At 31.9% G+C, this 25,427-nt stretch carries 24 protein-coding genes; 4 read left to right on the top strand and 20 right to left on the bottom strand.

The window, feature by feature from the left end; all coding sequences use genetic code 11:
• Positions 1-191: 191 nt before the first annotated feature.
• The 18 genes from fliY to G9F70_RS17480 all read right to left on the bottom strand — a co-directional run bounded on the left by fliY (position 192) and on the right by G9F70_RS17480 (position 20,269).
• Complete coding sequence (gene fliY / locus G9F70_RS17395; protein WP_164944397.1) at positions 192-1,334, bottom strand: flagellar motor switch phosphatase FliY; 1,143 nt, start codon at positions 1,332-1,334, stop codon at positions 192-194.
• Positions 1,327-2,322 (bottom strand): flagellar motor switch protein FliM, encoded by a 996-nt coding sequence (fliM, locus tag G9F70_RS17400; protein WP_164944398.1) that lies wholly within the window; start codon positions 2,320-2,322, stop codon positions 1,327-1,329. The genes fliY and fliM overlap by 8 nt, the downstream gene beginning before the upstream one ends.
• Before the next feature lie 146 nt (positions 2,323-2,468).
• Positions 2,469-2,870, bottom strand: a complete 402-nt coding sequence (locus G9F70_RS17405) for a chemotaxis protein CheW (protein WP_164944399.1) — start codon at positions 2,868-2,870, stop codon at positions 2,469-2,471.
• A gap of 12 nt (positions 2,871-2,882) precedes the next feature.
• Positions 2,883-3,242 (bottom strand): response regulator, encoded by a 360-nt coding sequence (locus G9F70_RS17410; RefSeq protein ID WP_164944400.1) that lies wholly within the window; start codon positions 3,240-3,242, stop codon positions 2,883-2,885.
• A gap of 16 nt (positions 3,243-3,258) precedes the next feature.
• Positions 3,259-3,858 (bottom strand): chemotaxis protein CheC, encoded by a 600-nt coding sequence (locus G9F70_RS17415; protein WP_164944401.1) that lies wholly within the window; start codon positions 3,856-3,858, stop codon positions 3,259-3,261.
• Positions 3,859-3,869: 11 nt separating this feature from the next.
• Positions 3,870-5,924 carry a chemotaxis protein CheA gene (locus G9F70_RS17420; protein ID WP_164944402.1) on the bottom strand — a complete coding sequence of 685 codons (2,055 nt, stop codon included), beginning with the start codon at positions 5,922-5,924 and terminating at the stop codon, positions 3,870-3,872.
• Positions 5,925-5,953: 29 nt separating this feature from the next.
• Positions 5,954-6,718, bottom strand: a complete 765-nt coding sequence (locus G9F70_RS17425; RefSeq protein WP_164944403.1) for a CheR family methyltransferase — start codon at positions 6,716-6,718, stop codon at positions 5,954-5,956.
• 9 nt (positions 6,719-6,727) lie between these two features.
• A complete protein-coding gene (locus G9F70_RS17430) occupies positions 6,728-7,795 on the bottom strand; it encodes a chemotaxis response regulator protein-glutamate methylesterase (RefSeq protein WP_164944581.1) in 1,068 nt (355 codons plus the stop codon).
• A 75-nt stretch (positions 7,796-7,870) separates the two neighbouring features.
• The gene (locus G9F70_RS17435) at positions 7,871-8,359 is read right to left on the bottom strand and encodes a chemotaxis protein CheD (protein WP_164944404.1); all 489 of its coding nucleotides are present in this window, start codon (positions 8,357-8,359) and stop codon (positions 7,871-7,873) included.
• Positions 8,360-8,373: 14 nt separating this feature from the next.
• Positions 8,374-8,823 (bottom strand): chemotaxis protein CheW, encoded by a 450-nt coding sequence (locus tag G9F70_RS17440; RefSeq protein WP_164944405.1) that lies wholly within the window; start codon positions 8,821-8,823, stop codon positions 8,374-8,376.
• Positions 8,824-8,835: 12 nt separating this feature from the next.
• Positions 8,836-10,833: a flagellar assembly protein A gene (locus tag G9F70_RS17445; RefSeq protein WP_164944406.1), complete on the bottom strand. Its 1,998-nt coding sequence runs from the start codon at positions 10,831-10,833 to the stop codon at positions 8,836-8,838.
• Positions 10,834-10,904: 71 nt separating this feature from the next.
• Positions 10,905-11,789, bottom strand: a complete 885-nt coding sequence (locus tag G9F70_RS17450; RefSeq protein WP_164944407.1) for an aminotransferase class IV — start codon at positions 11,787-11,789, stop codon at positions 10,905-10,907.
• 99 nt (positions 11,790-11,888) lie between these two features.
• Positions 11,889-12,533 (bottom strand): HAD-IB family hydrolase, encoded by a 645-nt coding sequence (locus G9F70_RS17455; RefSeq protein WP_164944408.1) that lies wholly within the window; start codon positions 12,531-12,533, stop codon positions 11,889-11,891.
• 146 nt (positions 12,534-12,679) lie between these two features.
• Positions 12,680-13,063, bottom strand: a complete 384-nt coding sequence (locus tag G9F70_RS17460; protein WP_164944409.1) for a DUF1292 domain-containing protein — start codon at positions 13,061-13,063, stop codon at positions 12,680-12,682.
• Positions 13,064-13,382: 319 nt separating this feature from the next.
• Complete coding sequence (gene nifJ, locus G9F70_RS17465) at positions 13,383-16,901, bottom strand: pyruvate:ferredoxin (flavodoxin) oxidoreductase (RefSeq protein ID WP_164944410.1); 3,519 nt, start codon at positions 16,899-16,901, stop codon at positions 13,383-13,385.
• 169 nt (positions 16,902-17,070) lie between these two features.
• Positions 17,071-17,496: a flavodoxin gene (locus G9F70_RS17470; protein WP_164944411.1), complete on the bottom strand. Its 426-nt coding sequence runs from the start codon at positions 17,494-17,496 to the stop codon at positions 17,071-17,073.
• A 157-nt stretch (positions 17,497-17,653) separates the two neighbouring features.
• Positions 17,654-19,087: an MBL fold metallo-hydrolase RNA specificity domain-containing protein gene (locus G9F70_RS17475; RefSeq protein WP_224617649.1), complete on the bottom strand. Its 1,434-nt coding sequence runs from the start codon at positions 19,085-19,087 to the stop codon at positions 17,654-17,656.
• A gap of 108 nt (positions 19,088-19,195) precedes the next feature.
• A complete protein-coding gene (locus G9F70_RS17480) occupies positions 19,196-20,269 on the bottom strand; it encodes an undecaprenyldiphospho-muramoylpentapeptide beta-N-acetylglucosaminyltransferase (RefSeq protein ID WP_164944413.1) in 1,074 nt (357 codons plus the stop codon).
• Positions 20,270-20,489: 220 nt separating this feature from the next.
• On the opposite strand from G9F70_RS17480, the gene G9F70_RS17485 reads away from it, so the two are divergent.
• The 3 genes from G9F70_RS17485 to G9F70_RS17495 all read left to right on the top strand — a co-directional run bounded on the left by G9F70_RS17485 (position 20,490) and on the right by G9F70_RS17495 (position 21,581).
• Positions 20,490-20,684: an alpha/beta-type small acid-soluble spore protein gene (locus G9F70_RS17485; RefSeq protein ID WP_124998096.1), complete on the top strand. Its 195-nt coding sequence runs from the start codon at positions 20,490-20,492 to the stop codon at positions 20,682-20,684.
• A gap of 289 nt (positions 20,685-20,973) precedes the next feature.
• Complete coding sequence (locus G9F70_RS17490; RefSeq protein WP_164944414.1) at positions 20,974-21,165, top strand: alpha/beta-type small acid-soluble spore protein; 192 nt, start codon at positions 20,974-20,976, stop codon at positions 21,163-21,165.
• Positions 21,166-21,398: 233 nt separating this feature from the next.
• Positions 21,399-21,581 carry an alpha/beta-type small acid-soluble spore protein gene (locus G9F70_RS17495; RefSeq protein ID WP_124998100.1) on the top strand — a complete coding sequence of 61 codons (183 nt, stop codon included), beginning with the start codon at positions 21,399-21,401 and terminating at the stop codon, positions 21,579-21,581.
• Between the two features lie 74 nt (positions 21,582-21,655).
• On the opposite strand, the gene recJ is transcribed toward G9F70_RS17495, so the two are convergent.
• Both recJ and G9F70_RS17505 read right to left on the bottom strand, forming a co-directional pair.
• Complete coding sequence (gene recJ, locus G9F70_RS17500) at positions 21,656-23,425, bottom strand: single-stranded-DNA-specific exonuclease RecJ (RefSeq protein WP_164944415.1); 1,770 nt, start codon at positions 23,423-23,425, stop codon at positions 21,656-21,658.
• A gap of 20 nt (positions 23,426-23,445) precedes the next feature.
• Entirely contained in the window at positions 23,446-24,708 is a 1,263-nt protein-coding gene (locus G9F70_RS17505) for a M16 family metallopeptidase (protein WP_164944416.1), read from the bottom strand.
• A 221-nt stretch (positions 24,709-24,929) separates the two neighbouring features.
• Between G9F70_RS17505 and G9F70_RS17510 the strand changes: the two genes are divergently transcribed.
• The gene (locus G9F70_RS17510) at positions 24,930-25,394 is read left to right on the top strand and encodes a GtrA family protein (protein WP_164944417.1); all 465 of its coding nucleotides are present in this window, start codon (positions 24,930-24,932) and stop codon (positions 25,392-25,394) included.
• Positions 25,395-25,427 lie beyond the last annotated feature (33 nt).

Raw genomic sequence — 25,427 nt, forward strand, 5'->3', positions numbered from 1 at the left:
CTCTATTTATATTATCGTATATAATCTTTCAAAGTTTATACAGTAAACAAATTATTAGTTTAATATTAATAATTTGTTTACTATATATATTTATTTGCATATGTTTTTTAAAACCATATGCAGTTTATAGCGCACAAAAATAAAAAGGAATAAATTTCTTTATTCCTTTTTATTTCCTATATGATTTCCTTTTATTCAGATATAGCTTTAACTCTTTCTTCTCCACTAATTATACTAGTAATTCTAACTCCAAAATTTTCATCTACAACTACCACTTCACCGTAGGCTACCTTTTTACCATTTACTAAGATATCTACTGGTTCTTCTGCTAGCTTATCAAGTTCAATTAGTGATCCAGTTCCCAAGTTCAAAATATCCCTAATGTTCTTTTTAGTTTTTCCAAGCACTACGGAAATTTCTAGTGGAACATCTAATATTAAGTCAATATTTCTAGGAGAATTATGAACCGTAGTATTTGTTAGAGGCACAAAAGATGCTTGTCTAACTTCTACTTGTGGCTGTGGCCTCTCAATAGGTTTTGCGTAATACTCCGGCTCAGCTGGAACACTTGTATAAGCTGCTTCCTGCTGCGCCGTTTCCCTTACAGGTGCCTGTTGTTTAATTTCACTTTGGGTGCTAGCTACTTTAGGAGCTTCCGCTGGTTGTTCTGTGCCCATCATAATAGCTACTATTTTTTTAGCAGTTTCAATAGGGAGCACTTGCATGATAACACTATCAATTAAATCACCAATTGTCATTTTAAAAGCTACCTGAACAACCTGTTCATCTTCATCTATACTATCACTTAAGGCTGAAGTACTATCATCCCATATCTTAGATTCCGGAGGTGAAATGTTTACTTCTCTAGCAAACATTGTTGCCATGGATGTTGCAGCAGATCCAATCATCTGATTCATAGCTTCTGAAACAGCGCTAACTTCAATTTCTGAAAGCGCTGGTGTACCTTCTATTTTGCCATCTCCACCCATCATTAAACTAGCTATAACTGCCGCATCTGGAGTCTTCATCACTAAAAGATTTCCCCCTGCAATACCACTTACAAACTTTACGTCTAAAGCAATATTCGGAACCTCAAAGTTAGCTCTTAATTCTCTAAGTGTACTTACTGAAACTATTGGTGTTGCTATATTCACTTGTTGACCTACTATAGTGGAAAGAGCTGTTGATGCTGAGCCCATCGAAATATTTCCAACTTCCCCTAGCAAATCTTTCTCAATATCAGAAAGCTCAAATTTTTCTATAGGTTCAGAGCTGCTGTCCCCTCCATTTAAGAGAGCGTCGATTTCTTCTTGTGAAAGAAAGCCGTTACTCATAATTTTCCACATCCTTATCTATTATATCTAATATCTTAATTCCCCTGTTTTTGCCTACAGTACCAGGTTTACCCATATAACATAAATGTTCCTCTACAAATACTTTAACTTTGCTATCGCTTTCATTATCTAATGTAATTACGTCACCTTCTGTCAATTGTAGAAATTCATTTACAGTAATATTTGTACTCCCTAGCACTCCTGTTACTGGAACGCTTACTATATTTAGTCGATTCTTTAATTTATTTCTAGAGTCGTTAACAAGTTCTTCATCATTTTCTCTAAACCAATATTGAACAACAAGTTTATCAAGTACTTTTTCAATGCTTAAATAAGGTATACAAATATTTATAAATGTACTATTATTATTCATTTCTACGGAAAAAGTAATTAGGGCAACTGGTTCATTTGGCGCTAGCGTTTGATTAAGTGCAGGATTAGTTTCTAATGCCTCAATTTCTGGTTCTACCTCTAAAACATCTTCCCAAGCAAGCTTCAAGTTAGCTATAAGCCCCTCATTAACATTTTTTAATATATTTTTATCTATATCAGAAAACTCTTTGCTTTTAACCTTTCTATTACCATCTCCTCCTAAAAGTATATCAATTACTTGAAAAGAGAACTGAGGGTTAGTCTCAAATAATATAGACCCATTTAGTGGTGGCATTTTAAATATAGTTAAAATCGTAGGATTAGAAATTGAATGAATAAATTCCTCATAGGTTATTTGCTCAATACTTTCAATTTTAACCTTTACATTATTTCTTAGCTGTGCGGATAAATGACTTGATATTATTCTTCCATAATTATCGTGAATTAACTCAAGCGTTCTCAAATGATCCTTTGAGAATTTTTGAGGACTTCTAAAATCATACAATTTAATTTTATGCTTTTCCTCTTCACCCGGGAGCTGATCTGGTTCTATTTCCCCAGAAGAAAGGGCAGATAAAAGTGAATCTATTTCACTTTGCGATAATACTTCTGCCATATTTCTACCTCATTTCTCTGTATAAAGTGTGCTTACTATATTCCATGAAGTTTCTATTTCTTAAAACTTACTTTTTATCTTTGGATAAATTTTTATCTTTCGGTAAGCTCTTATCTTTCGGTAAGCTCTTATCTTTCGGTAAGCTCTTATCTTTCGATAAGCTTACCAATATCAATTAATGTAACTATTCTATCTTTAAAATTTATAACCCCTTTAATATAGGCTTTTTTTCTGTCAGCTTCAACTTTTTCAATTAAATTTTCTTCAATTTCTAATACTTCATCAACTTGATCTACAGTTACTCCAACAGACTCTTCTTGCAGGTTTAATATAATAATATTTTCTTGGGCCCCCTCTCCCTTTTCAATATCTAAAAGGAGATTTATATCTAAGAGAGAAATTATATTCCCTCTTAGATTAATTAAGCCCTTTATATAATCTGCAGACTTAGGTACCTTTGTTATTTCCATCATATCGTTAATACTTTGAACAATAGAGGCTTCTACTGCAAACTGCTCCTCATTAACTTTAAATACAACCACTTGCATAACATTCTCCTCCTAGCCTAAAACTTTTTTTATTGCTTCAATTACCCTATCTGCTTGAAAGGGCTTAACAATAAAATCTTTTGCACCAGCTCTTATTGCATCCATAACCATGCTTTGTTGTCCCATAGCGCTACACATAATTATTTTTGCAGCAGGGTCAAAAATTTTAATTTCTTTAACAGCTTCAATTCCATCCATGTCAGGCATTGTGATATCCATAGTAACCACATCTGGTTTTTCTGCTTTATATAGCTCCACAGCTTTTAATCCATTGCTTGCTTCACCCACAACTTCAAATCCATTTTTTTCCAATATATCTTTTACCATCATTCTCATAAATGCCGCGTCATCAACAATTAGTACTCTAGCCATTTTATATTACCTCCAATTAATTTACACCTAATGAATTTAGTATTTTTTCTAGTGATCCAGGCATCGGTATATAATAAAAATGCCCGCTTACCTTTTGATTTTCTTGTAAAAACTGTGTTTCTAAATCAAGTACATGCTCATCATACTGACCTGATTCAATAAAAGTAGTAGAAAGTATTGCCCCCATCATGTCTACTGCAACAGCTGGCACAGAAGGCATAATCGTAAGACTCGTAAGTTTTGCTATTGCATTCATAAAGGAGCTTGAAATAATGTTCCCTATTTCGCATAATGCTGAACTTCCAATTTCAGTTATCTCTTCCTGCTGCTCACGTAAAAGACTTGATATAATTTTCAGTGCAGTTTCCTTATCGAAAGTAAACAGTATATTACCTGGTATATCTCCCAGGACTCGTACAATTACACCAATTACAACTTCTTCGACTTCGGTTCCAGAAAAAATGTCATCAAAGGGAACAATATTTACTGATGGCACCGCCATATCTACTTTTTCATTTAATAACTCAGATAAGGATGTAGCTGCATTTCCTGCACCAATATTGCCTACTTCTTGTAACACATCTAATTGCATAGCACTAAGCTCAGAATAATCCATATTATATCCTCCTATACTAAGGCTGCAGCATCAAGTATCAATGTAACTAGTCCATCCCCTAAAATAGTTGCGCCTATATATTCTGTTAATCCCTGCAGTGTTTTTCCTAGAGGCTTTATTACAATTTCTTGTTGTCCTAGCAATGAATCTACTAAAAGCCCTACTATTTTCTCTCCCACTCTTACAATAACAATGTATTTCTTATTCTTATTACTAGTTTCTATTTGCAATTTTTTGCTTACCCTTACTAGTGGAATTACAGAATCATTATAAACAATAACTTCTTTATTATTAGTTTTCTTAATTAGCTCCTCGTTATAGTCTATTACTCTATCAATATAACCAAGAGAAATAGCCATAGTCTCATCACCAATTTTTATTAATAATGCTTGGATGATTTGTAATGTCAATGGTAATCTTATAATAAAGGAAGTACCTTTGTCAATCTCACTTATTGCATCTACGGTTCCACCAAGGGCAGCAATTTTAGTTTTAACAACATCCATGCCTACTCCACGTCCAGAAATATCTGTTACTTCCTCATTAGTGCTAAAGCCTTGTGCAAAAATTAAATTCTTTATATCTGCGTCTGACATTCCTTCAGTATTTATACCAACTTTATTAGCTTTTGCCTTGATTTTATCAACAGCTAGCCCTTTACCATCGTCTTCCACCTTTATTATGGCTTTAGTACCTTCTGCATAAGCTATAAGTTTAATCACACCAATAGGATTTTTCCCCTTAGCGATTCGGTCCTCACTAGATTCTATGCCATGATCTGCAGCGTTTCGAAGCAAATGGAGTAGTGGTTCACCTATTTCATCAATAACCGTCCTATCAAGCTCTGTCTCCTGTCCTTGTATTTGAAGATCCATTTCTTTTCCTAAATCTTTTGATAAATCTCGTATCATCCTTGGAAATCTATTAAATACTACTTCTAGTGGAAGCATTCTTATTTTCATTACTAAATCCTGAAGCTCTGAGGTGGCCCTAGCCACTTGTTCTAGTGTTTCATTTAAATCATTTAATTTATGAACACTACTTATCTGTTCTAGTCTTGTTCTATGAATTACAAGTTCTGAGACCATATTCATAAATTTATCTAATCTATCCAGTTCTACTCTCACAGATTGATGAGCTTTTTTGTGAACTACCGCTTCTTTTTTATTCTTATTTTTATCCTCGTCCTTACCTTTAGCCTCCACGGTGGCACTATCTTTTGTTTCGCCCTTTTCAACTTTTGAAGATTGTTCTATTTCTTTAAATTCTCCTGATTTATCATCCAAATTATTCTTACCATTTTCAAGGTCAACATTTTCAACTTCAACCTTTTCCACTTCGGAAATATTTGTTAAGTTATCAATAACTTCATCTTTTTCTTTGTTAGTAATATATATTAAATTTATTTCGAATTCAAAGTTTTCATTTTCTAATTCTTCAGATCCAGGTATGGATTTTATTATTTCACCATATTCTTCTAAACTCTTAAATATAAGAAATGCTCTTGCTGACTTAAGTAGCGTATTTTCACTTAGTAGAATCTTTATTTCATAGGCATTGTACATTCTCTCCATAGCTTGTTTAATAACATTAACATCATATTCATTGAGTGTAATTCTCTCTGACCCATTACCCTTACTATCTCCTGTGACAGCTATTTCTTTTTTCTGATTTTCAACTGTTCCATTTCCTTCTGCTATGGAATGTAGATCATCTATTATATCCTCAATTTCAAGTTTATCAGAAATCCCCTCTGATATATTATTTACCATCTTTTCTAAAGTGTCTAGACATCTAAATAAAACAGTTACCACCTTTTCTGTTACTTTAAGTTCACCTTCGCGAAACTTAGAAAGAACATCTTCCATTTTGTGTGTTAATTCAGCCATTTGACTAAATCCCATAGTTGCAGCCATACCCTTTATGGTATGAGCTACCCTAAATATTTCATTTAGCTTGTCCATATCTTCTGGTTGTTGTTCTAGCGTAAGAAGTGCTTCATTCAACGTCTGCAAATTTTCCATAGATTCTTCTAAGAACATTGACATATATTGCGATGTATCCATTTTTTCCCTCCTTATTAATTGTACCTGCCTTATATTTTTTTATAAATAAATGTTGATGTTTTCTCAAATCCATACTCTTTATAATTATATATACTCTCAGTGGCCCCAACGAAAAGTAATCCGCCTTTTTTTAATGAGTCACTAAATTTTTTATATATTTTATCTTTAATCTCTGCATTGAAATAAATAACTACATTTCGACAGACTATTAAATCAAAATTGTTTTCATAATTATCTAAAATAAGATCATGTTTCTTAAAGTCCACCATTTTTTTTATGACAGAATTAATACAGTATTTATCCCCCTTAACTAGGAAATATTTTTCCAGAAATTGTTTTGGAACATTTTTAACTTCAGCATAGACATACTCACCATTTTTTGCTTTTTGAAGTATGGTACTGTCTATGTCTGTAGCTACAATTTTATGACTCGCTCCTTTGCATAAATCATCCATAATCATAGCTAATGAATATGGTTCAGCTCCAACAGAACAAGCTGCACTCCAAATCTTAAGCCCTCCGCTATAGTTCAGTTCCGATTTAACTTTTTGCGCAAGTTCCTGGAATATTTCTGGATTTCTAAAAAATTCTGTTACGTTTATTGTAATAAAGTCTAAAAATTTCTGTTTTTGACTCGGATCACTCTTTAATAAAGTAATATACTCTTCTACAGACCTCGCCCCAACTCTCGACATTAAACTTAAAATTCGCCTATGTAATTGATTAGATTTATAAGCGGCTAGATCTATTTTATATTCTTTTAAAACCCATTGCTGAAAATATATTAAATCCATTATCTATAATCATCTCCCCATGACAATTCTATTAATTTCTTGCGCAACATTATCTAGGGGAACAACTTCATCTACTTTACCTGTTTCAAAAGCCGCCTTTGGCATGCCATATATGGTGCAAGTAGATTGGTGCTCTGCCATAGTGATGCCTCCATTGTCTTTAATAGCTACTGTGCCTTGCGCCCCATCTCGTCCCATGCCGGTAAGTATAACACTTAGTAGCTTCGATCCATAGACTGCGGTGGCAGATATAAAAAGTTTATCTACTGCTGGTCTAACTCCCCAAATACTAGGTTCTGTATTTAAATGTATTCTCTTATCCCGTCCTATTTCCATATGATATCCACCAGGAGCTATGTAAACTACATTTTTTGAAACTGTGTCACCCTCCCCCGCTTCTACAACCTTTAATTTGCTGTTTAAATTAAGTCTCTCTGCAAAAGCCTTTGTAAACCCCATTGGCATATGCTGCACAACGAGTACTGGAACTCCTATATCCTCTGGCAAAGCTGTTATTACTTTATATAGGGCTTTAGGGCCACCTGTAGAAGCTCCGATGACCACGGCCTCTATATTGCACATTGAGGTGGTTCTATTGCGTGTTACGGCTCCTACGTTTGTAGCTACTTCATTTAATTCTGTAGTTGTACCCTTATTTGTATTTATCCTATTTGATTTGATTATTTTTTCAGACATTAGGGTATTTTTACCCTCCCTCTGCATAAAAGCCAATTTTATTTTTTGCACCAATTCATCTCTAACTTTATTGATGTCTAGTGATATTGCTCCAGATGGTTTTGCTATAAAATCGAAAGCACCTTGTGCAAGGCATTCCATAGTTAATTCTGGACCAGTTTTAGAGACACTACTAAGTATAATAACTGGTACATTAAGATTCATTTTTTTCAATTCTTTTAAGGTGGAAATACCATCTTTTCTTGGCATTTCAATATCCAAAGTTATTACATCAGGTATTTTACCAATTATTTTTTTTATCAGGTCTTCTCCATCTTTTGCTGTATCTATAACTTCCATTTCTGGCTGTTCATTGATCATATCAGAAATGATTTTTCTCATTAATGCTGAATCATCTACTACAGTGACTTTAATTTTTTTTAACAATATATCACCTCATTAATTATGTATAATATACTAAATTTCTACGGTTCCCATCCCCACTGTTCGAATAGACAGTACTCCACTTGTGGTATCAAATATTAAAGTTCTGCCTTTATTCCCGCCAATATCTTCTGAAAGTATTGGAATAGATAAACTTTTTAAAGCACTTTTCACTGCTATACCATTTCTATTTCCTATGTCCATGATTATACTTTTATCAGGAAAGTTAAACATTGAAGCTCCACCTGCTATTTTAGCCCTCATATTTCTAAGTGTTGCGCCTTTTTTTATCATCTTCTCTACCAGGATTGGTATAGCTAAATCTGCAAATTTCATTTCGTTAGTTATTTTATTAAATTGGCTACTATCTGGAAGCATTATGTGCGCCAATCCTCCAATACCTATCGCTTTATCATATATTGCAATGCCTATACAGGATCCAAGGCCCACGGTTATTATTTTATATGGGGAAAAAGCCACATTTAAATCTGCAATTCCTACTTTTATTTCATTATATTCCATAATTACACCCTATTTTATAATATTTCATTTTTTTCTTCTTCTGTCAATATAGTTGAAAGATTTAGATAAATAATTATTTTACCATCAACCTTAATAAGTCCTTTAATATATCTTCTGGATACTCCATAAATGATTTCTGGTGAATCTTCTATACTATCTATTAATACATCCTTAACTTCAGAAACAAAATCAACTATTATACCTATTTTACTATATTCTTGCTTACCAACTATTATCTTACATCCTTCTTTTATTTCAGTTAAAGGCAAATTAAATCTTTTTGATAATGTTATAACGGGTAAAATATTACCCTCATAATTTACAACACCTTCCACAAATTGCGGTAAATCTGGAATTTTAGTTATCTTTTCGTATTCCAGTATTCTTTCCACTTCCATAATATTTGTAGCATAAGACTCACCATTTATGCTACAAATCAAGATTTTAATTTCTTGCTCCTTCATATTAACTCCTCCCTATAACAGTAATTTATCAACAGCTAGTTCTCTGTTTTCATCTATAAATGCATGAATTTGTTTACTAGGAGCATCTAAAATATATTCTCTAGTACCTATAATAAACCTAGTATTTGGATGAGCAACTTCTGCCCATATATGACCATGGTTTTCTACAATAAGCTTTGTTGCTACCCCTCCAGGGCCCCCAACTATTTTGCATTTAATTTCTTTTCCAGCTTTTATGACTCCACCGCGAGCTACGCTTTTATCATTTTGAAATATTACACTATCACTTGCTTCTATTTGTGATACATATTGGCCTTTGCCACTAAAGGTAATATTACCAGAACTCTTAATTATTGAATCTTGGCAATAATCTAGCACTACATCCACAGGAAGAGTTAAATTCATTGAGAGTGTAGAAATTTTATTTTTAATAATTGTCACTGTAGCATTTAGTTCCTCATAGCTCTTGATATTAAGAGGACCCAAATCAAGTATTTTATTTTTAATGATAAATAGTAATTCATCTTCAACATTTCCCAGCTTCAAAATTCTTTTAGCTACTTTAATAGAAGTTTGAGAGAGTTTTTTGAATTTAGTCTCCATTAAAATTTTAATTAATTCACCATCACTAGTATTTCTTTCTAAAAGGTTCATTTCTTTCAATTGTCTAATGGAAGCTATTAACTTTGTAATATCGTTTTCCATGCTATTTAAATCACTTAAATACTCTAAAATTAATACATCTTCTTTTCCAGCTGAAACACTTGAATGAATTACATTGCCATTTATCACAACATCACCATTCGCAGTAATTTCAGCTTCTGATACATTGTTTTTAATTAAAACAGAATTACCAGCCTCTACTTTCATACCTTCCCGTACACTGCCACTTATAACTATATCCCCTACAAATTTAATGTTTCCAGTTTTTAATTCCACATCTCCATTTATTTCATGAGTTTTATAAACGAAAAAAGTATTCCCCTTGGCTGATGGTCTACCTTTACTTGTAGCTACAACAGTAAATTCATCTTTAAGAGCGCAACCATCTCCTACCCCTAAAATTATTTTTTTTGCATTTTTAGCTTTTATAATTTTACCTGCAATATCTATTCCATCTTCTCCATTTTTACCTGGATAGTGAATAGCTAGAACTTGTCCTACTTCTACTCCACTTACAGTACCTATAGCCTTATAGTCTATAGCACCTACATTGTCATTTTGCTGATTATCTTTTGCCTCTGACTCATTGTATTTAATCTCCACTATATCATCTATCTTCTCTATAGGTTTCTTGCCAGATGCTATAAGTAGTTCGGAAATTTCATCAGCGCTTGTACATTTTATAATGCTCATCTTCAAAATTCCATATTTTATGTTGCTATTTAATAGCTCATTTTTAATTTCTGATTCTGTGAATTTTGGTGGCATAATTTCTTCTTTTATTTCTATTGCTATCGTCACTGCGTTTGAGCTCTCCGCATCTTTTAGTTTATAAGTGGTAGTAGGTTTGTATCTAATACTAATGTACGCTTCCATCTTGTCTTCACTTATTCTTAAATCCATCTTCCTTTTGGCCTTATCTTCTTCAAACACAAATTCTATCTTGCTTTCCGAAGTGACAAGAGCGGGCTTATTAATCTTTTCTCCATTTATAATTACCGTAATGTTATTACCAAAACAAATTACTGCTGGTTTACCGCCCTCGCAAGGGTCTTTTACAATAATTCTACCCCCTTGAATTTCTATGGTTCCGTTTATTTCTGGTTTCTGAGTATCTTTTTTTAAAACTTCTTTTTCAGAGAAATCTTCGTCTTTAATGTTTTCATCATTTAAACCTTCTATTGAATCAATAGAAATTATAGCATGTTTCTTGAAAAAACCATTTTTCTCCTCTAGTATTGAATATTTCAACTTTTCTACTGGAACCCCCAAACTAGAACTTGCAAGACTTAAACATTCCTGAACGTTCGACCCTCGGAATTTTTCTCCGCATGTTTTAGTTACCAATTATACCACCTCTTTCTATAGAGAAATTATACCATAATTCTTCTATTCTTTTACTTAACATTTCAATTGTTTTATTTATTTATCGACCTATTACAAAGAAACTTTACAATTTTCTGTTTATCCTCATTTAATTCAGCTTGAAATCCTAGCATTATTGAATTTATCAATGGATTTTTTGAAGAATTGAAGAAAAATTCATCCACACTTTTGATTGGTAGTACATTGGGTGAAGTGCCAGAAATAAAAAGTCCTGTTAAGGATTCAATGTCCCTTTCATGGACATTTCTTTCTTCAACTACTATATTTAGCTTTTTGCAAGCTTTTATAATAAATTGTCTTGTTATACCAGGCAGCACATTCTCTATTTTGGAGGTTAAAACAGTAGATCCTATAACCATAAAAATATTTGATCTACTGCCCTCAGTAATAAAACCAGCATCATCCACTAAAATTGCCTCATATGCGGTGTTACTTGCAATTTTCTCATTTACCTTTTCTCTGAAGTCACTATCGATAACCTTAGCATTAGGAGTCCTGCGTTCCCCGTGATAAGTAATAGTTTTTACGCCTTCCGCGTATTGCTGATTTGAAGGGTATGCATGAGGTATAAAATATGCTAAAAATTTTTCATTTAAGTTTTTGCCATTTTCACTACACTCCATATTAGGCTGATAATTAATAACTAATTTTAGATTCCCGTCACAAATATTGTTTTTACGTATTAGTTCAAAAATTCCATTTATTATTTTTTCTTTTGTAATACACAAGTTATATTCCATGATTTTAGCAGAGTTTTCTAAACGACTTAAGTGCGACCTAAGAAAAACAGGCATTCCATCACTTACTCTTATAACTTCATATAGTGATTTTCCTATATTCATGTTATAATTTTTAAACTCTTCCCTTGTCTTAAATTCGTCCCCAAATAAAAAGTATTCATTTATGCACTTGTCCATATATATCCTCCTTTTAATTTTCTGTATAAACAAAAATTTCGAATTTTTATTTATACAGATTTAATTTAAATACTGATTTTTACTTATATGCGCTTTATGCTATTTCCATTTTAAAATTTCGATTTTATCATGTGTTTTTCTGAAATTTATTAAATAAGGATGCCCCACCAAATTAAAAAGTGGCAAATCTGATAGAGAATCAGAAAACATATAGGAGTTTTCAAAGTCAACGACCATGTTTTCTTTTTTCAAAACTTCTTTAAGTCTTTTTACTTTTTCTTCTCCTTTACAATTTTCCCCCAAGATTTCATTTCTATGTAAGCCATTTTCCAGGGTAAACCTTGTTCCTATTATTTTATCTACTTCTTCTATGTTATAAAGCTCATTTAAATAGAATTCAGCTGAAGCAGAAATCAAATAAATTTTATAGCCCTCTGCTTTCATTTTTTTTATCATCACAATAGCGTCACTATATAGTATTTTACTTAACCGTTTTTCATAAAATTCCTTGACGATTTTTTTCATTTGATTTTCTTCTATACCATCAATGAATCGTATAAAGGTTTTCTTTACTTTTGAAGCATCATGAATCTTCAACATGTAAAAAATAGATGAGTATATACTTTTAGGTAGATATTTTAATAATATAGGATTCTTTCTCATCATAAAAAAATAGAATTCCACTAGTGTCTCACGTTTTGTTAATGTGTAATCCACATCGAAAATAGCTAATTTTTCTTTCACAACGTATACCTCCTTTAATTATATTGGGCTACTCTTATTGTACTCTTATAATGGAAATAATAATATTATTACCATTAAATCTCTATTCATTCCTTTTTTTAAACTTAAAAAGAGCCGATGCATTTGCAACGACTCTTTTTACTTAACTATTTCTCTTCTTTAATCATTTCTTCATAATATGCAGTTACTTCTGCGAATTCTTCATCTTCTGGGATAATTAATTCGCCTGTTTCTTCATCTCCAATTACTTTGAAAAGATATATTGAATCATCTTCAGGATTTTGAACTAATGCATATTCATTATCTTTATAAGTAAATCCATCTACTATTTCACATGGAACTACATTACCATTTTCATCTTCTAAATCTACAGTTAGTGCTTCTCCTTCGCCACAGCCACAACCGCAACCCTCGTGTTCATCGTGATCATGACCACCACATCCACAGCCTTCATTTTCTTGGTTGTTTGAACCACATCCGCAGCCATCATTTTCCTCGCCGCCGCAACAAGTCTTTTTCTCTTCATTCATAATGTGTTACCTCCTACATTCAGTATATTTTCTATTTTACCCTTAATTACGAAATAATAAAAGGTTTTTTTTAAATTTTATTGTTAAGTTATTGTTAAATGTCTTTATTGTGTGATTTAACGACATTTCAGAAGGAAAGTCACCCACTTATATAAGTGGGTGTACCCTACTATAACAAATAAAAAACTTCGTGGGGAGTCTGAATCTCCTTCTGAAGTCGTTAATATTTCAGCATCGCAGATGATGATTTAATTACAAAAGAAGATGAAATTTAATTCATCTTCTTTTGAATTTGCAATTTTAAATAAAGCCTTAAATACTATTTTTGGTCAGCAAGTCTTTTGTAACTGTCTAACCTTTCCATAGCATCTTTCTCTGTCTTAACAAATAATGCTTCTGCTGTTTCTGGGTATATTTTTGCAAGTGAAGAATATCTTACTTCGCCCATTAAATATTCTCTAAATGAAGTAGTTGGTTCTTTAGAGTCTAATATAAATGGATTCTTTCCTGCTTCTTTAAGTTCTGGATTAAATCTATACATAGCCCAGTATCCAGATTCAACAGCTCTCTTAGTTTCAAATTGAGTACATCCCATTCCTGCTCTGATACCATGATTGATACATGGAGCATAAGCAATTATAAGTGATGGTCCTTTATAAGCTTCTGCTTCTTTTATAGCTTTTAGTGTTTGATTTTTATCAGCACCCATTGCTATTTGAGCAACATAAACATATCCGTAACTCATTGCCATCATACCTAAATCTTTTTTCTTAGTTTTCTTACCAGTTGCTGCAAATTTTGCAATAGCTGCAGTTGGTGTAGATTTTGAAGATTGACCTCCAGTATTTGAATATACTTCTGTATCCATTACAAGAATATTTACATCTTGGCCAGATGCAAGTACATGATCAACTCCACCAAATCCTATATCATAAGCCCAACCGTCTCCACCAAATATCCATTGAGACTTTTTAACTAAATGATCTTTTTTACTAAATATTTCTTTTAATGCTTCATTATTGTCTTTTTCAGCTGTTAACAATGGTAACATTTTAGCTGTTGCAACTTTTGAACCTTCTGCATCTTGTTTGTTTTCGATCCATTCATTAATAGCTGCTTTTAATGCATCACTTGTGTTTAAAGTTAAAGCTTTTACTGCTGACAATTCAACTCTATCTCTTAATTGAGTAGTTCCAAGGAACATTCCAAGTCCAAATTCAGCATTATCTTCAAATAATGAGTTAGCCCAAGCTGGTCCCTGACCACATTCATTAACTGTATATGGTGATGCTGGTGAACTTCCTCCCCAAATTGAAGAACATCCTGTAGCATTAGCTATTAACATTCTGTCTCCAAATAATTGAGTAATGAGTCTAGCATATGGAGTTTCTCCACATCCAGCACAAGCTCCACTGAATTCCATTAATGGTTTTTCAAATTGACTTCCCTTAACAGTTGCAGTTCCCATTGGATTTTCTTTTTTAGATAATGATTGTTCAAATTTCCAATTTTTTATTTTTGTTTCTTGTGACGCAAATGGTTTCATTATTAATGCTTTTTCTTTAGCTGGACATACTTCTGCGCAGTTACCACAACCAGTACAATCTTCTAAACTTATACCAATAGTGAAATTTAAGCCTTCAAAATTCTTTCCGCCTGCTGCTTTTTTGCTTTCATAGCTTTCTGGAGCATTTGCAAGCTCTGCGTCAGTTGCTAAGAATGGTCTTATTACAGCATGAGGACATACATACGCACATTGGTTACATTGTATACATTTATCTACTTGCCATTCTGGTACATTAACAGCAATACCTCTCTTTTCAAAAGCAGCTGTTCCTGATTGTAATGTTCCATCTTCTATTCCAACAAATGCACTAACAGGTAGTGAGTCTCCCTCTTGTCTGTTCATTACATCAGCTATATTTTTAATGAAATCTGGTCTAACTTCTTTTGAAATTTCATTATTGTCCACAGCCTGTTTCCAGCTTTCTGGCACATTAATTTTAACAACTGATTCAATTCCTTTATCTATTGCAGCATTGTTCATATTAATAATTTTTTCACCTTTTTTACCATAAGATGAAATAACTGCCTCTTTAAGATATTTAACTGCATCTTCTAGAGGAATTATATCTGCAAGTTTAAAGAAAGCAGATTGCATTATCATGTTAGTTCTTCCGCCAAGGCCTATTGATTGAGCTATGCCAACTGCATCGATAATGTTGAAATTAATATTGTGGCTAGCAATATATCTCTTCATTGCTGCTGGTAAATGTATTTCTAATTCTTCTGGACTCCATATGCAGTTTAATAGGAATGTTCCATTATCTTTTATTCCTTTTAAAACATCATACTTATATACGTAAGATTGATTACCACAGGCAACATAGCTTGCAGCATTTATTAAATATGTTGATTTTATAGCTTTCTTACCAAATCTTAAGTGAGAAACTGTAATTCCACCTGATTTTTTAGAATCATATGCAAAGTATGCTTGAGCATACATGTTTGTATGGTTTCCTATGATTTTTATAGCACTCTTGTTAGCTCCAACAGTACCATCTGATCCAAGTCCCCAGAATTTACACTCTTTAGTTCCTTCAGGAGTTGTTGTTATCTCAGGTCCTGTTACAAGTGATGTATTAGTAACATCATCTACTATTCCAATAGTAAACCCGTTTTTAGGAGATTCCGCTTTTAAGTTTTCAAATACTGCAACCATTTGAGCTGGAGTAGTATCTTTTGAACCAAGTCCGTATCTTCCACCAACTATAACTGGTCTGTTTTCTTTTTCATAGTAAGCATTTCTTACATCTTGGAATAATGGTTCTCCAACTGATCCTGGTTCTTTTGTTCTATCTAATACAGATATTTTTTTAACTGTAGAAGGTATGTATTTAAAGAAATGATCCAATGAGAATGGTCTGAAAAGATGTACTTTAAGTACTCCAACCTTTTCTCCTTTTGCATTTAAATAATCTATAGTTTCTTCAATAGTATCACAAACTGATCCCATTGCTATTATTATTCTATCTGCATCAGGCGCACCATAATAATTAAACAAATGGTAATCAGTTCCGATTAATGAATTTATTTTTCCCATATATGTTTCAACTTTTGCTGGAAGAGCATCATAGTATGAGTTTGAAGCTTCTCTTCCTTGGAAATAGATGTCTGGATTTTGTGCTGTTCCACGAGTTACAGGATGTTCTGGATTAAGTGCATGATTTCTAAATGCTTCTAGTGATTCTGTATTTATAAGAGAAGCTAGAGTTTCATAATCCCAAGTTTCAATCTTTTGTATTTCGTGAGAAGTTCTAAATCCGTCAAAGAAGTTTACAAAAGGAATTTTTCCTTCAATAGCTGTTAAATGAGCAACTGGCGAAAGGTCCATTACTTCTTGTACACTGCCTGATGCAAGTAGTGCAAATCCAGTTTGTCTTGCAGCCATTACATCCTGATGATCTCCAAAAATATTAAGTGCATGAGTAGTTAATGCTCTAGCAGCTACATGAAATACTCCTGGAAGTAATTCTCCTGCTATTTTGTACATGTTTGGAATCATTAATAATAATCCTTGAGAAGATGTAAAAGTTGTAGTTAAAGCCCCTGTTTGAAGTGATCCATGAACCGCTCCTGCAGCTCCTGCTTCTGATTGCATCTCCATAATTTTAACTTTTTGTCCAAATACATTTTTTGTTTCTTTAGCTGCCAATTCGTCACAATATTCTGCCATCGTTGAAGATGGTGTTATAGGATAAATCGCCGCCACGTCAGTATATGCATAAGCAACGTGTGCTGCTGCTGTATTACCATCCATTGTTTTCATTTTTCTCATTAATAAACCTTCTTTCATTAATAATATTATAAAAAAGTGTTACAAAGCTTAATAAAGCCATGTTTCTTGTTTAGTTTTACCATTTGAAGTACCTTTATTCAAATTACAAACTATGCATTTTATAGATAATCTATAAATTGCATAGTTTACAGATTTCTATTATTAAATGTTATTTAACTAAATTCTTTCCCATCTCTTCTGCTTCAACTAATTGCTGCTTAGAAGGTGCTTCATTAACGGTTAGATTTTGTATAACATTAAACTCATAATCCTTCATTTGACCTATCCATTTGTTCATAAATTCGCCATCATCCCATCCATAAGATCCAAATAATCCAGTAACTTTGTTACTTATTGGAATCAATTTGAACTTATCAATGAAAGGTTGCATTTCCTTTTGTTCTATTCTATTGTTATCCATTGACGGACTTCCGAAAGCAACTGCATCTGCGCTAGTTACATCTTCCACAGTAGCTTCACTAACTAGTTTAACTAGTACTGTAGCGCCTGCTTCTTTTGCACCTTTAGCTATGTGATTCGCTAGAACTTCAACATTTCCATTGTTGCTCCAATAAATTATGGTTAATTTTTTCATTACTATCACCCCATACTTTCATATTAATAGATAGTTTTTCTTACCCCTTAATTATACATCAAAATGAAAAACATTCAAGTTCTTTGTTGTGAATATTGTATAAATATTGCATTATACCTTAATAATTCTTAATAAAGTATAAAATAACTAACTCTCTCTAAATTTCTTCTAATTTATACTTTTCTCCACTTTTAACAATCACAGATTTATACTCTTTGGAATCTAATAATTCCTTAAAACTTTTTTGAGCATCACTATCTCCGTGTACAAGAAAAATACCTTTAGGTTTTATCTTCATATGTTCTACCCAATTAATTAACCCGTTTCTATCTGCATGACCAGAAAGTCCTTGCAAATTATATATGGTCGCTGCTACGGAAATATCTTCGCCAAAAATTTTAACCATTTTATTCCCGTCTAAAATTTTTCTACCTAAGGTGCCCTCAGCTTGATATCCTACAAATACTATAGAATTTTCACGAATCCATAAACCATGTTTCAAGTGATGTTTTATTCTACCTGCATCACACATTCCAGACGTTGATATTATTACCATTCCCTTTTGAACCTCATTTAATTTCATAGACTCCTCTGCTGAATGAGTATATTTAAGCCCCTCAAATCCTAGTATATTATCATCATATTTTTCCATCTCTTTTGCCTCAGGATCAAAATATTCTCTGTTATTTTCAAAAATTCTTGTTGCTTTTTCTGCCAGGGGACTATCCACATAAACAGAGAGATTTTTAAGCATCTCTTTATCAAAATAATTATTCAAGGCATATATAACTTCTTGTGTCCTACCTACTGCAAAGGATGGAATTATAACATTTCCTCCTCTATCAAAAGTTTCTTTTACTATACTAGCCAGTTCCTTTAATACATCTTTGAAATTATTATGTACTTTATCTCCATAAGTAGTTTCCATAATTACATAATCTGCATCCCCTATAAATGTGGGATCATTTATAAGTGGAATGTTAACATTACCTAAGTCTCCAGTATAAACAAGTTTTACAGGTGAAGCTCCTTTTTCTTCCACTTGGAGTTCTATAATAGCTGACCCCAATAAATGGCCTGCATCCCTAAATACAATTGTTAATCCATCAAAAGGTTTTATTTCCTCATTGTAAGGGTAACCTTTAAAAAGCTTTAAACACTCCTCTGCATCTTTCGAAGAATATAAGGGCTGAGTAGTCTCCAGTCCTTTTCTTTTAAGCTTCTTATTCTCCCACTGAGCTTCCATCTCCTGAATATGCCCACTATCTGGAAGCATCACAAGGCATAGTTCATTGGTAGCTTTTGTACATAAAATTTCACCTTTAAATCCATTCTTATATAGTAGTGGAATTCTTCCACTATGATCTATGTGAGCATGGGATAATATCATTAAATCTATTTCTGCTGGGTTAAATTCAAAATTCTGGTTTTTACCTCCATCTCCATCTCTTCCTTGGTATAATCCACAATCCAATAAGATAGTTTTATTTCCTATTTTGAGCATATGGCATGAACCTGTAACACACTGGCAAGCACCAAAAAAATTAAGCTCCATCTTACTTCTCCTTTGATCTGTATTATTATTTTTCATATATAATAATTAAGGATATATTCTCATAATTATAGTTTACGCTTTTTTAGGTTTTTTATAGGATAAATATTATTTGAAATAAAAAAAGATGAAGAAATTTTACTTTCTTCATCTTTTTCTATATTTTTCTATTAAGTTAACTATTAAATCAATACTATTTTCAGTGTTACTACGATTCATATTCGCAATGTATTTTTCTGAATCATTATACAATTCATCAATCTTCATTTGCAAACATTCTGGAGTTAGCTCCTCGTCTTGAAGAACCATACTATATCCGCTCTTTTCAAAAGATCTGGCATTAAGTATTTGATCGCCGCGGCTAGCCCTGGCAGATAGCGGAATTAATAAATTAGGTTTTCTTAGTGCTAAAAGTTCAAAAATTGCATTTGCTCCTGCTCTTGATACCACAAGATCTGCAGCCACCAATAAATGAGGTAATTCATCTTTTACATATTCAAATTGCACATAGCCATTTTTATTTTGGAGTGATTTATCCAAATTATTCTCACCACAAATGTGAATAATATTATACTTTAAAATCAATTTTTCAAGTTTTGACCTTATAGCTTCATTTATAACTTTAGATCCTAGGCTACCACCAATAATCAGCAATATTGGTTTTTCACTTTTAAAGCCGCATATTTCCTTAGCCTTTATTTTACTTCCTAAAAACAATTCCCGCCTTATAGGATTACCAGTTACTACTCCTTTTCCATTTTTTATTTCATTTAAGGCTTCTGGAAAAGTTACACATACTTTCGTACAATAAGGCGCCGCCAGTTTATTCGCAAGTCCTGGCGTAATATCACATTCATGAGCAATTACTGGAATCTTGCAAAGGTATGCAGCAAGTACCACTGGTACAGAAACAAAACCACCCTTAGAAAAAACAATATCTGGCTTTTGAATTTTCATTATTTTTTTTGCCTCAAAAAGTCCTTTAATTACCTTTAGTGGATCAGTAAAATTTTTCATATCGAAGTATCTTCGAAGTTTCCCGCTTGAAATAGGATAATATTTTATATTTTCACCCTCTATTATTTTTCTTTCAATACCCTCTTTTGTTCCAATATATTGAATTTCATAACCTAACATTTTAAGTTTTGGTACAAGTGCAAGATTTGGTGTTACATGTCCTGCTGAACCTCCACCAGTCATTATTATTTTGTGCTTTTCCACTTTAACACTCCTTTAAAAAACATGGTTTACTCAGTTTATTCTACATTATTATATACCAAATGCAATAATAAGTTCTAGTTTTTTTAAAAAAGTTGTCCAAATTTTACTAAACATAATATAATTTTCAAAACTAACCTTTAACTCACTAATATAAAAATTACAAATGAGGTTAAGCTATTAGTATACCAAATAAACTTAAATTTAAAGGGAGGTAATGAATATGTCAAACGGAAGTAATAGAACATTAGTACCACAAGCTAGAGAGGGACTAAACAAATTTAAAATGGAAGCTGCTCAAGAGGTTGGAGTTAATTTAACTAATGGATATAACGGTGATCTTACTTCTAGACAAAATGGTTCTGTAGGCGGTCAAATGGTTAAAAAAATGGTAGAACAATACGAGAAAAATTTATAATTTAAAGTTTAAAATTTAGAATAAGTTAAAAGGTATATGCTAGCCATATACCTTTTAACTATGATATTTTCACCTTAATCATATAAATATATGTATTCATTTTATATTGATTAAAGCAAGAGTAATATGTAATTTTTTTTCATATAATTAAACTTTTTCATATAATAACAAGTATTAATTTAAAATGATGTACTTGCCTTATTTTCCTTCAATATTCTATTATATATTTCAAATTTCTGCACAAGATACTATCATAACACAAATAAAATATAGAGGGAGGTAATTAATAATGACAAGCAGAAACAGATCATTAGTACCACAAGCTAGAGAGGGTTTAAACAAATTTAAAATGGAAGCTGCTCAAGAAGTCGGAGTTAATTTAACTAATGGATACAATGGAGATCTTACTTCTAGACAAAACGGTTCTGTAGGCGGACAAATGGTTAAAAAAATGGTAGAGCAATACGAAAAAAATCTATAATTTAAATTAGTTATTAAAGAGTATATGCTAGTCATATACTCTTTAATTTTTATTATTTTGCCTAAGTCTTATAAATATTTATAATTTCTTTTTATCTATTTTAACTGCATATAATGAAAGTTACAATTTAAAATTAACTTGCCTTATTTTCCACAAATATTCTATTATATATTTTAAGTTTTTGCACAAGATACTATCATAATAAAATAAAATATAAAAGGAGTGATTAACAAATGTCAAACAGAAAATTAGTACCTCAAGCTAAAGCCGGATTAAATAAATTTAAAATGGAAACTGCAAAAGAACTAGGTGTTAACTTTACAGATTACAATGGTGATTTAACTTCAAGGGAATGTGGTTCTGTTGGCGGAGAAATGGTAAAAAAAATGGTACAACAGTACGAAGAAAATTTATAATTTATCCAAAATATATAAAGACACATAGGCCTCGGTCTATGTGTCTTTAATATTACAGCTTCGAAGAAGATCATTTAACTGAGTTTAAATTCTATGATTTTTAATTGAATAGACTTGTACCCATTGTACTCATTAATTTGAGGTGAAAAAATTAAATCTAGTTTCATTCCTCTTGGAATATCAAGATAGGTCCTATATTCTTCTCCATAGGAATCCTTTAACATTTCCATAAATTCCTCTACCCTATTGAAAAATATTCCATCAATGGTTTTATTCGTTCCTGGAATTAAAAATTTTATTTTTATTGTATTTGCACTTTTACCTAATATATCTATTTTTAAAACCGGTATGTTTTTTTCAGCTAGTAGTGGTGAAGAATTACCTTTTCCATAAGGTTCTAAAAGCTCTAATTCTTCAATTATCCCATAATTTATTTTATTAAGTGGCATTCTCTCATCTATTCTTACTTTAGGTATAATATCTTCATCTGTTAGCTTGCAAATAGAATTTAACTTTAGCCTTAATTTTTCTATATTTTCCTCTTTTATAGAAAGACCTGCCGCCATTGGGTGTCCTCCGAATTTTAAAAGTAGTTCTTCGCATTTTATTAATTCCTCAAACAAATTATATTCTTCAATAGATCTTGCTGAACCTTTAGGACTTTCCTTTCCACTAGTTAATATTATTGTTGGCACATTGAAAGTTTCTCTAACACGCCCTGCTACAATTCCTGCGATACTCTCATGAATGGTATCTTTATAAATTACTAATACTTTGTCATTTTTGAAAGGGGAATGCTGCACAAGTTCTATCACCTGCTGCACATTTTCCGTTGTCATGTCTTGTCTTTTTTTATTAAGTTCATATAGTGTTTTAGCTAGTTCCACTGCTCTAGTTTGTTCTTCACATATAAGAAGTTCAACTGAAATGGCCGCTGACTCTAGTCTCCCTGTAGCATTTATGCAGGGTCCTATTTGAAACCCAACATGATAAGATTTTATCTCTTTACCCTCAATGCTTAAAATTTCTTTTAAACATTTTAAACCAAGATTTTTTGTATTTGTTAACATCCCTAATGCATTTTTAGCAATTATTCTATTTTCGTCTATCAAATCTACCACATCACAAATAGTTCCTATTCCTGCTATTTCTATAAATTCTTTTACAGCTTCACTATTAATTCCAAGTTTTAAATATAGCGCTTGTACAAATTTAAGTGCAATACCTGCTCCACAGAGTTGTTTAAATGGATAATTACATTCCTTTTGTTTTGGGTTAATAACTGCATCCGCTGGGGGGATATTGAAGGTTCTATGTCCTGTACTATCTTCCTCAAAAGATAACTCATGATGATCAGTTATTATAACGGTCATTCCTAGTTCTTTTGCTAGTTTTACCTGCTGCATTGCAGCAATCCCATTATCACAAGTTAAAATCACCTCAAACCCTTCTACGCTGAGTTTTCTAATCCTATCACTATTTATGCCATAACCTTCAAGTTCTCTATCAGGAACATAGTATTCTACAGCTGCACCACATTGTTTTAATGATTTGTACATTATAACAGTACTAGTAACACCATCCGCATCATAATCTCCATATACTACTATTTTTTTCTTGTTTTCTATAGCGAGTTTTATTAGTTCTATGGCTTTTTCCATATCTTTCATTAAAAATGGATCATATAAATCCTCTAAACTAGCCCTCATAAATTTTTTTATATCTATTTCATTACTAAATCCCCTGTTAATTAAAATTTTAGCTAAAACCTCGCTTACACCAGATTTTTTTGCTAGCGCTTTAATATCTTTAGAGGTACTTCTTATTAACCACTTTTTCTCCATATTTATCTCCTAATTAATTATTATTTCATATTTGCTGCTGAATTTTTCGGCATCAAAATTTGAATAGTAGGATTAACTAAAACACTATTCACTACTTTCATTATTTCTGCCTCTTTTATGTTTTCCATGGCTTTAAATTCAGAAAAAATTGCAGAGCCATCTCCATACATAATTTCATATACACATAAACTCATGCTAGTTTGAATAGATTTCTCTAGGGCTAGCATCCTTCTTAATTTGTAACTTTTACACAGTTTTAAAAGGCAAGACCCATCAAAATAACCCTTTATTTTTTTTACTTCCTCAATTTGATTATTAATAATTTCTATGGTCTTATTTACATTTTCATAGGAAGTTCCAAGGGTAATTGTAAAGAGTTTTATTCCTGTCTCATTTTTAATTTTACTGCTTATATCATAGACAAGGCCTCTTTTAGTCCTAATTTCATCATATAGTATACTGCTTGTACCTTCTCCAAAAACTAAGCTAAATAGCTTTAGTGCACTAATTTCTCTATCATTTAAATCATGGATAGGGAAACAATATTGAATTTTAGCACCTTGCAAGTCATCTCTATACTCGAAGTAGGTACCTGGATTATTATTTTCGTATATATGCTCTGACGCACCATCTATGTGATGCTTAATATTAAATAACTTATTATCAAAATTACAAAGATACTTTTCCACTATGTCTGAAACACTTTTAAAACTCATGGAGGATATTATACTCACAACACAATTATCTGAGGTATAGTTTTTATGATAAAAGTTTTTAATTCTATCGATGGTGATGGAACGAATTGACTCTTCTGTGCCTATGATTAAATTCTTTATTCTTCGCTTATTAAATCCATTATACAGCATGGAATCTTCACAAAACTGGCTAGAATCATCTTTCCACTCTTTTAATTCGGCGCTTATTACATCTATTTCCTCTTTGAACCCCGACCCTGGAAAAGTTGGATTCAAAATTATATCTGAGTAAATTTCAAAACCCTTTTCAAAATCTTCATCTAGGGTGGTGCCATAATATACTGCATAGGGATAATTAGTCATTGCATTACAAAATCCAAAGGTTTCATCGCATAATTTATTAATCTGGAATTCCGTGCGGGAAGCTGTGCCCTTAAAAAGCATGTGCTCTACCACATGAGCCATGCCTAAATCATTATTTTCCTCACGATTTGCCCCAGCATTAAAACCTATGGTAAAAGAAGTTAAATTATTTTCTGCTTTTTTATACATTAGTTTTACTCCATTTTTAAACGTTATTTTTTCCATTTAATCACCTTCATTTTTTTATTTTTGTTTTATTTTTATTTTTGTTTTATTTTTGTTTTTTTTGTTGTAAACTAATATGATGACAATATTCATTTTATGTAAATAGTTACCTTGTATAAAAACTACTATTTTAAAATTAATTTAAGAAGGAGGTAGGTTGGTTTTGAGTGCCTATGGCATTCCTCTCATGATTTAAATCACGAGTATCCAGTCACAAAAACATGAATAATAAACATAAAACACAATCCTTAACTCAATTTATTAAGTATTCCCTAGTTGGTGCTATTAATATTATAATAGAGCTTATCATATTGAATATTCTTTCCTATACCACAGGCATTACTAGTGGTAAAATGCTATTTGTTTTTAATCTCATAGCCTTTTTCGTTTATTCAATCTGTAGTTATAATTTAAATAAAAAATTCACTTTTAAAGAAACTTCACCTGAAAAAGCTTATTTTCCATATGCCTCTGTATTATTTTTTAGTATGATTTTAAATAGTTTTATGTTAATTTTATTAACAAGTCACAACCCTTTAATTCATCATATGCATAGAGGAACACCTATGGTGAAATTAAACCACCTTTGGTTTAACATATGCATTTTAATAGATTCTACGACTATAGGTTTACTTGGTTTTTCAATTAATAAATTCTTTATTTTCAATAAAAAGAAAACACGCTAAACCAAGTTTTATTTAACTTTTTATTGCGTGTTT

Source organism: Clostridium sp. FP1 (assembly GCF_011065975.2).
In the GTDB taxonomy this organism is placed as follows: Bacteria; Bacillota; Clostridia; order Clostridiales; family Clostridiaceae; genus Clostridium_AD; species Clostridium_AD tagluense.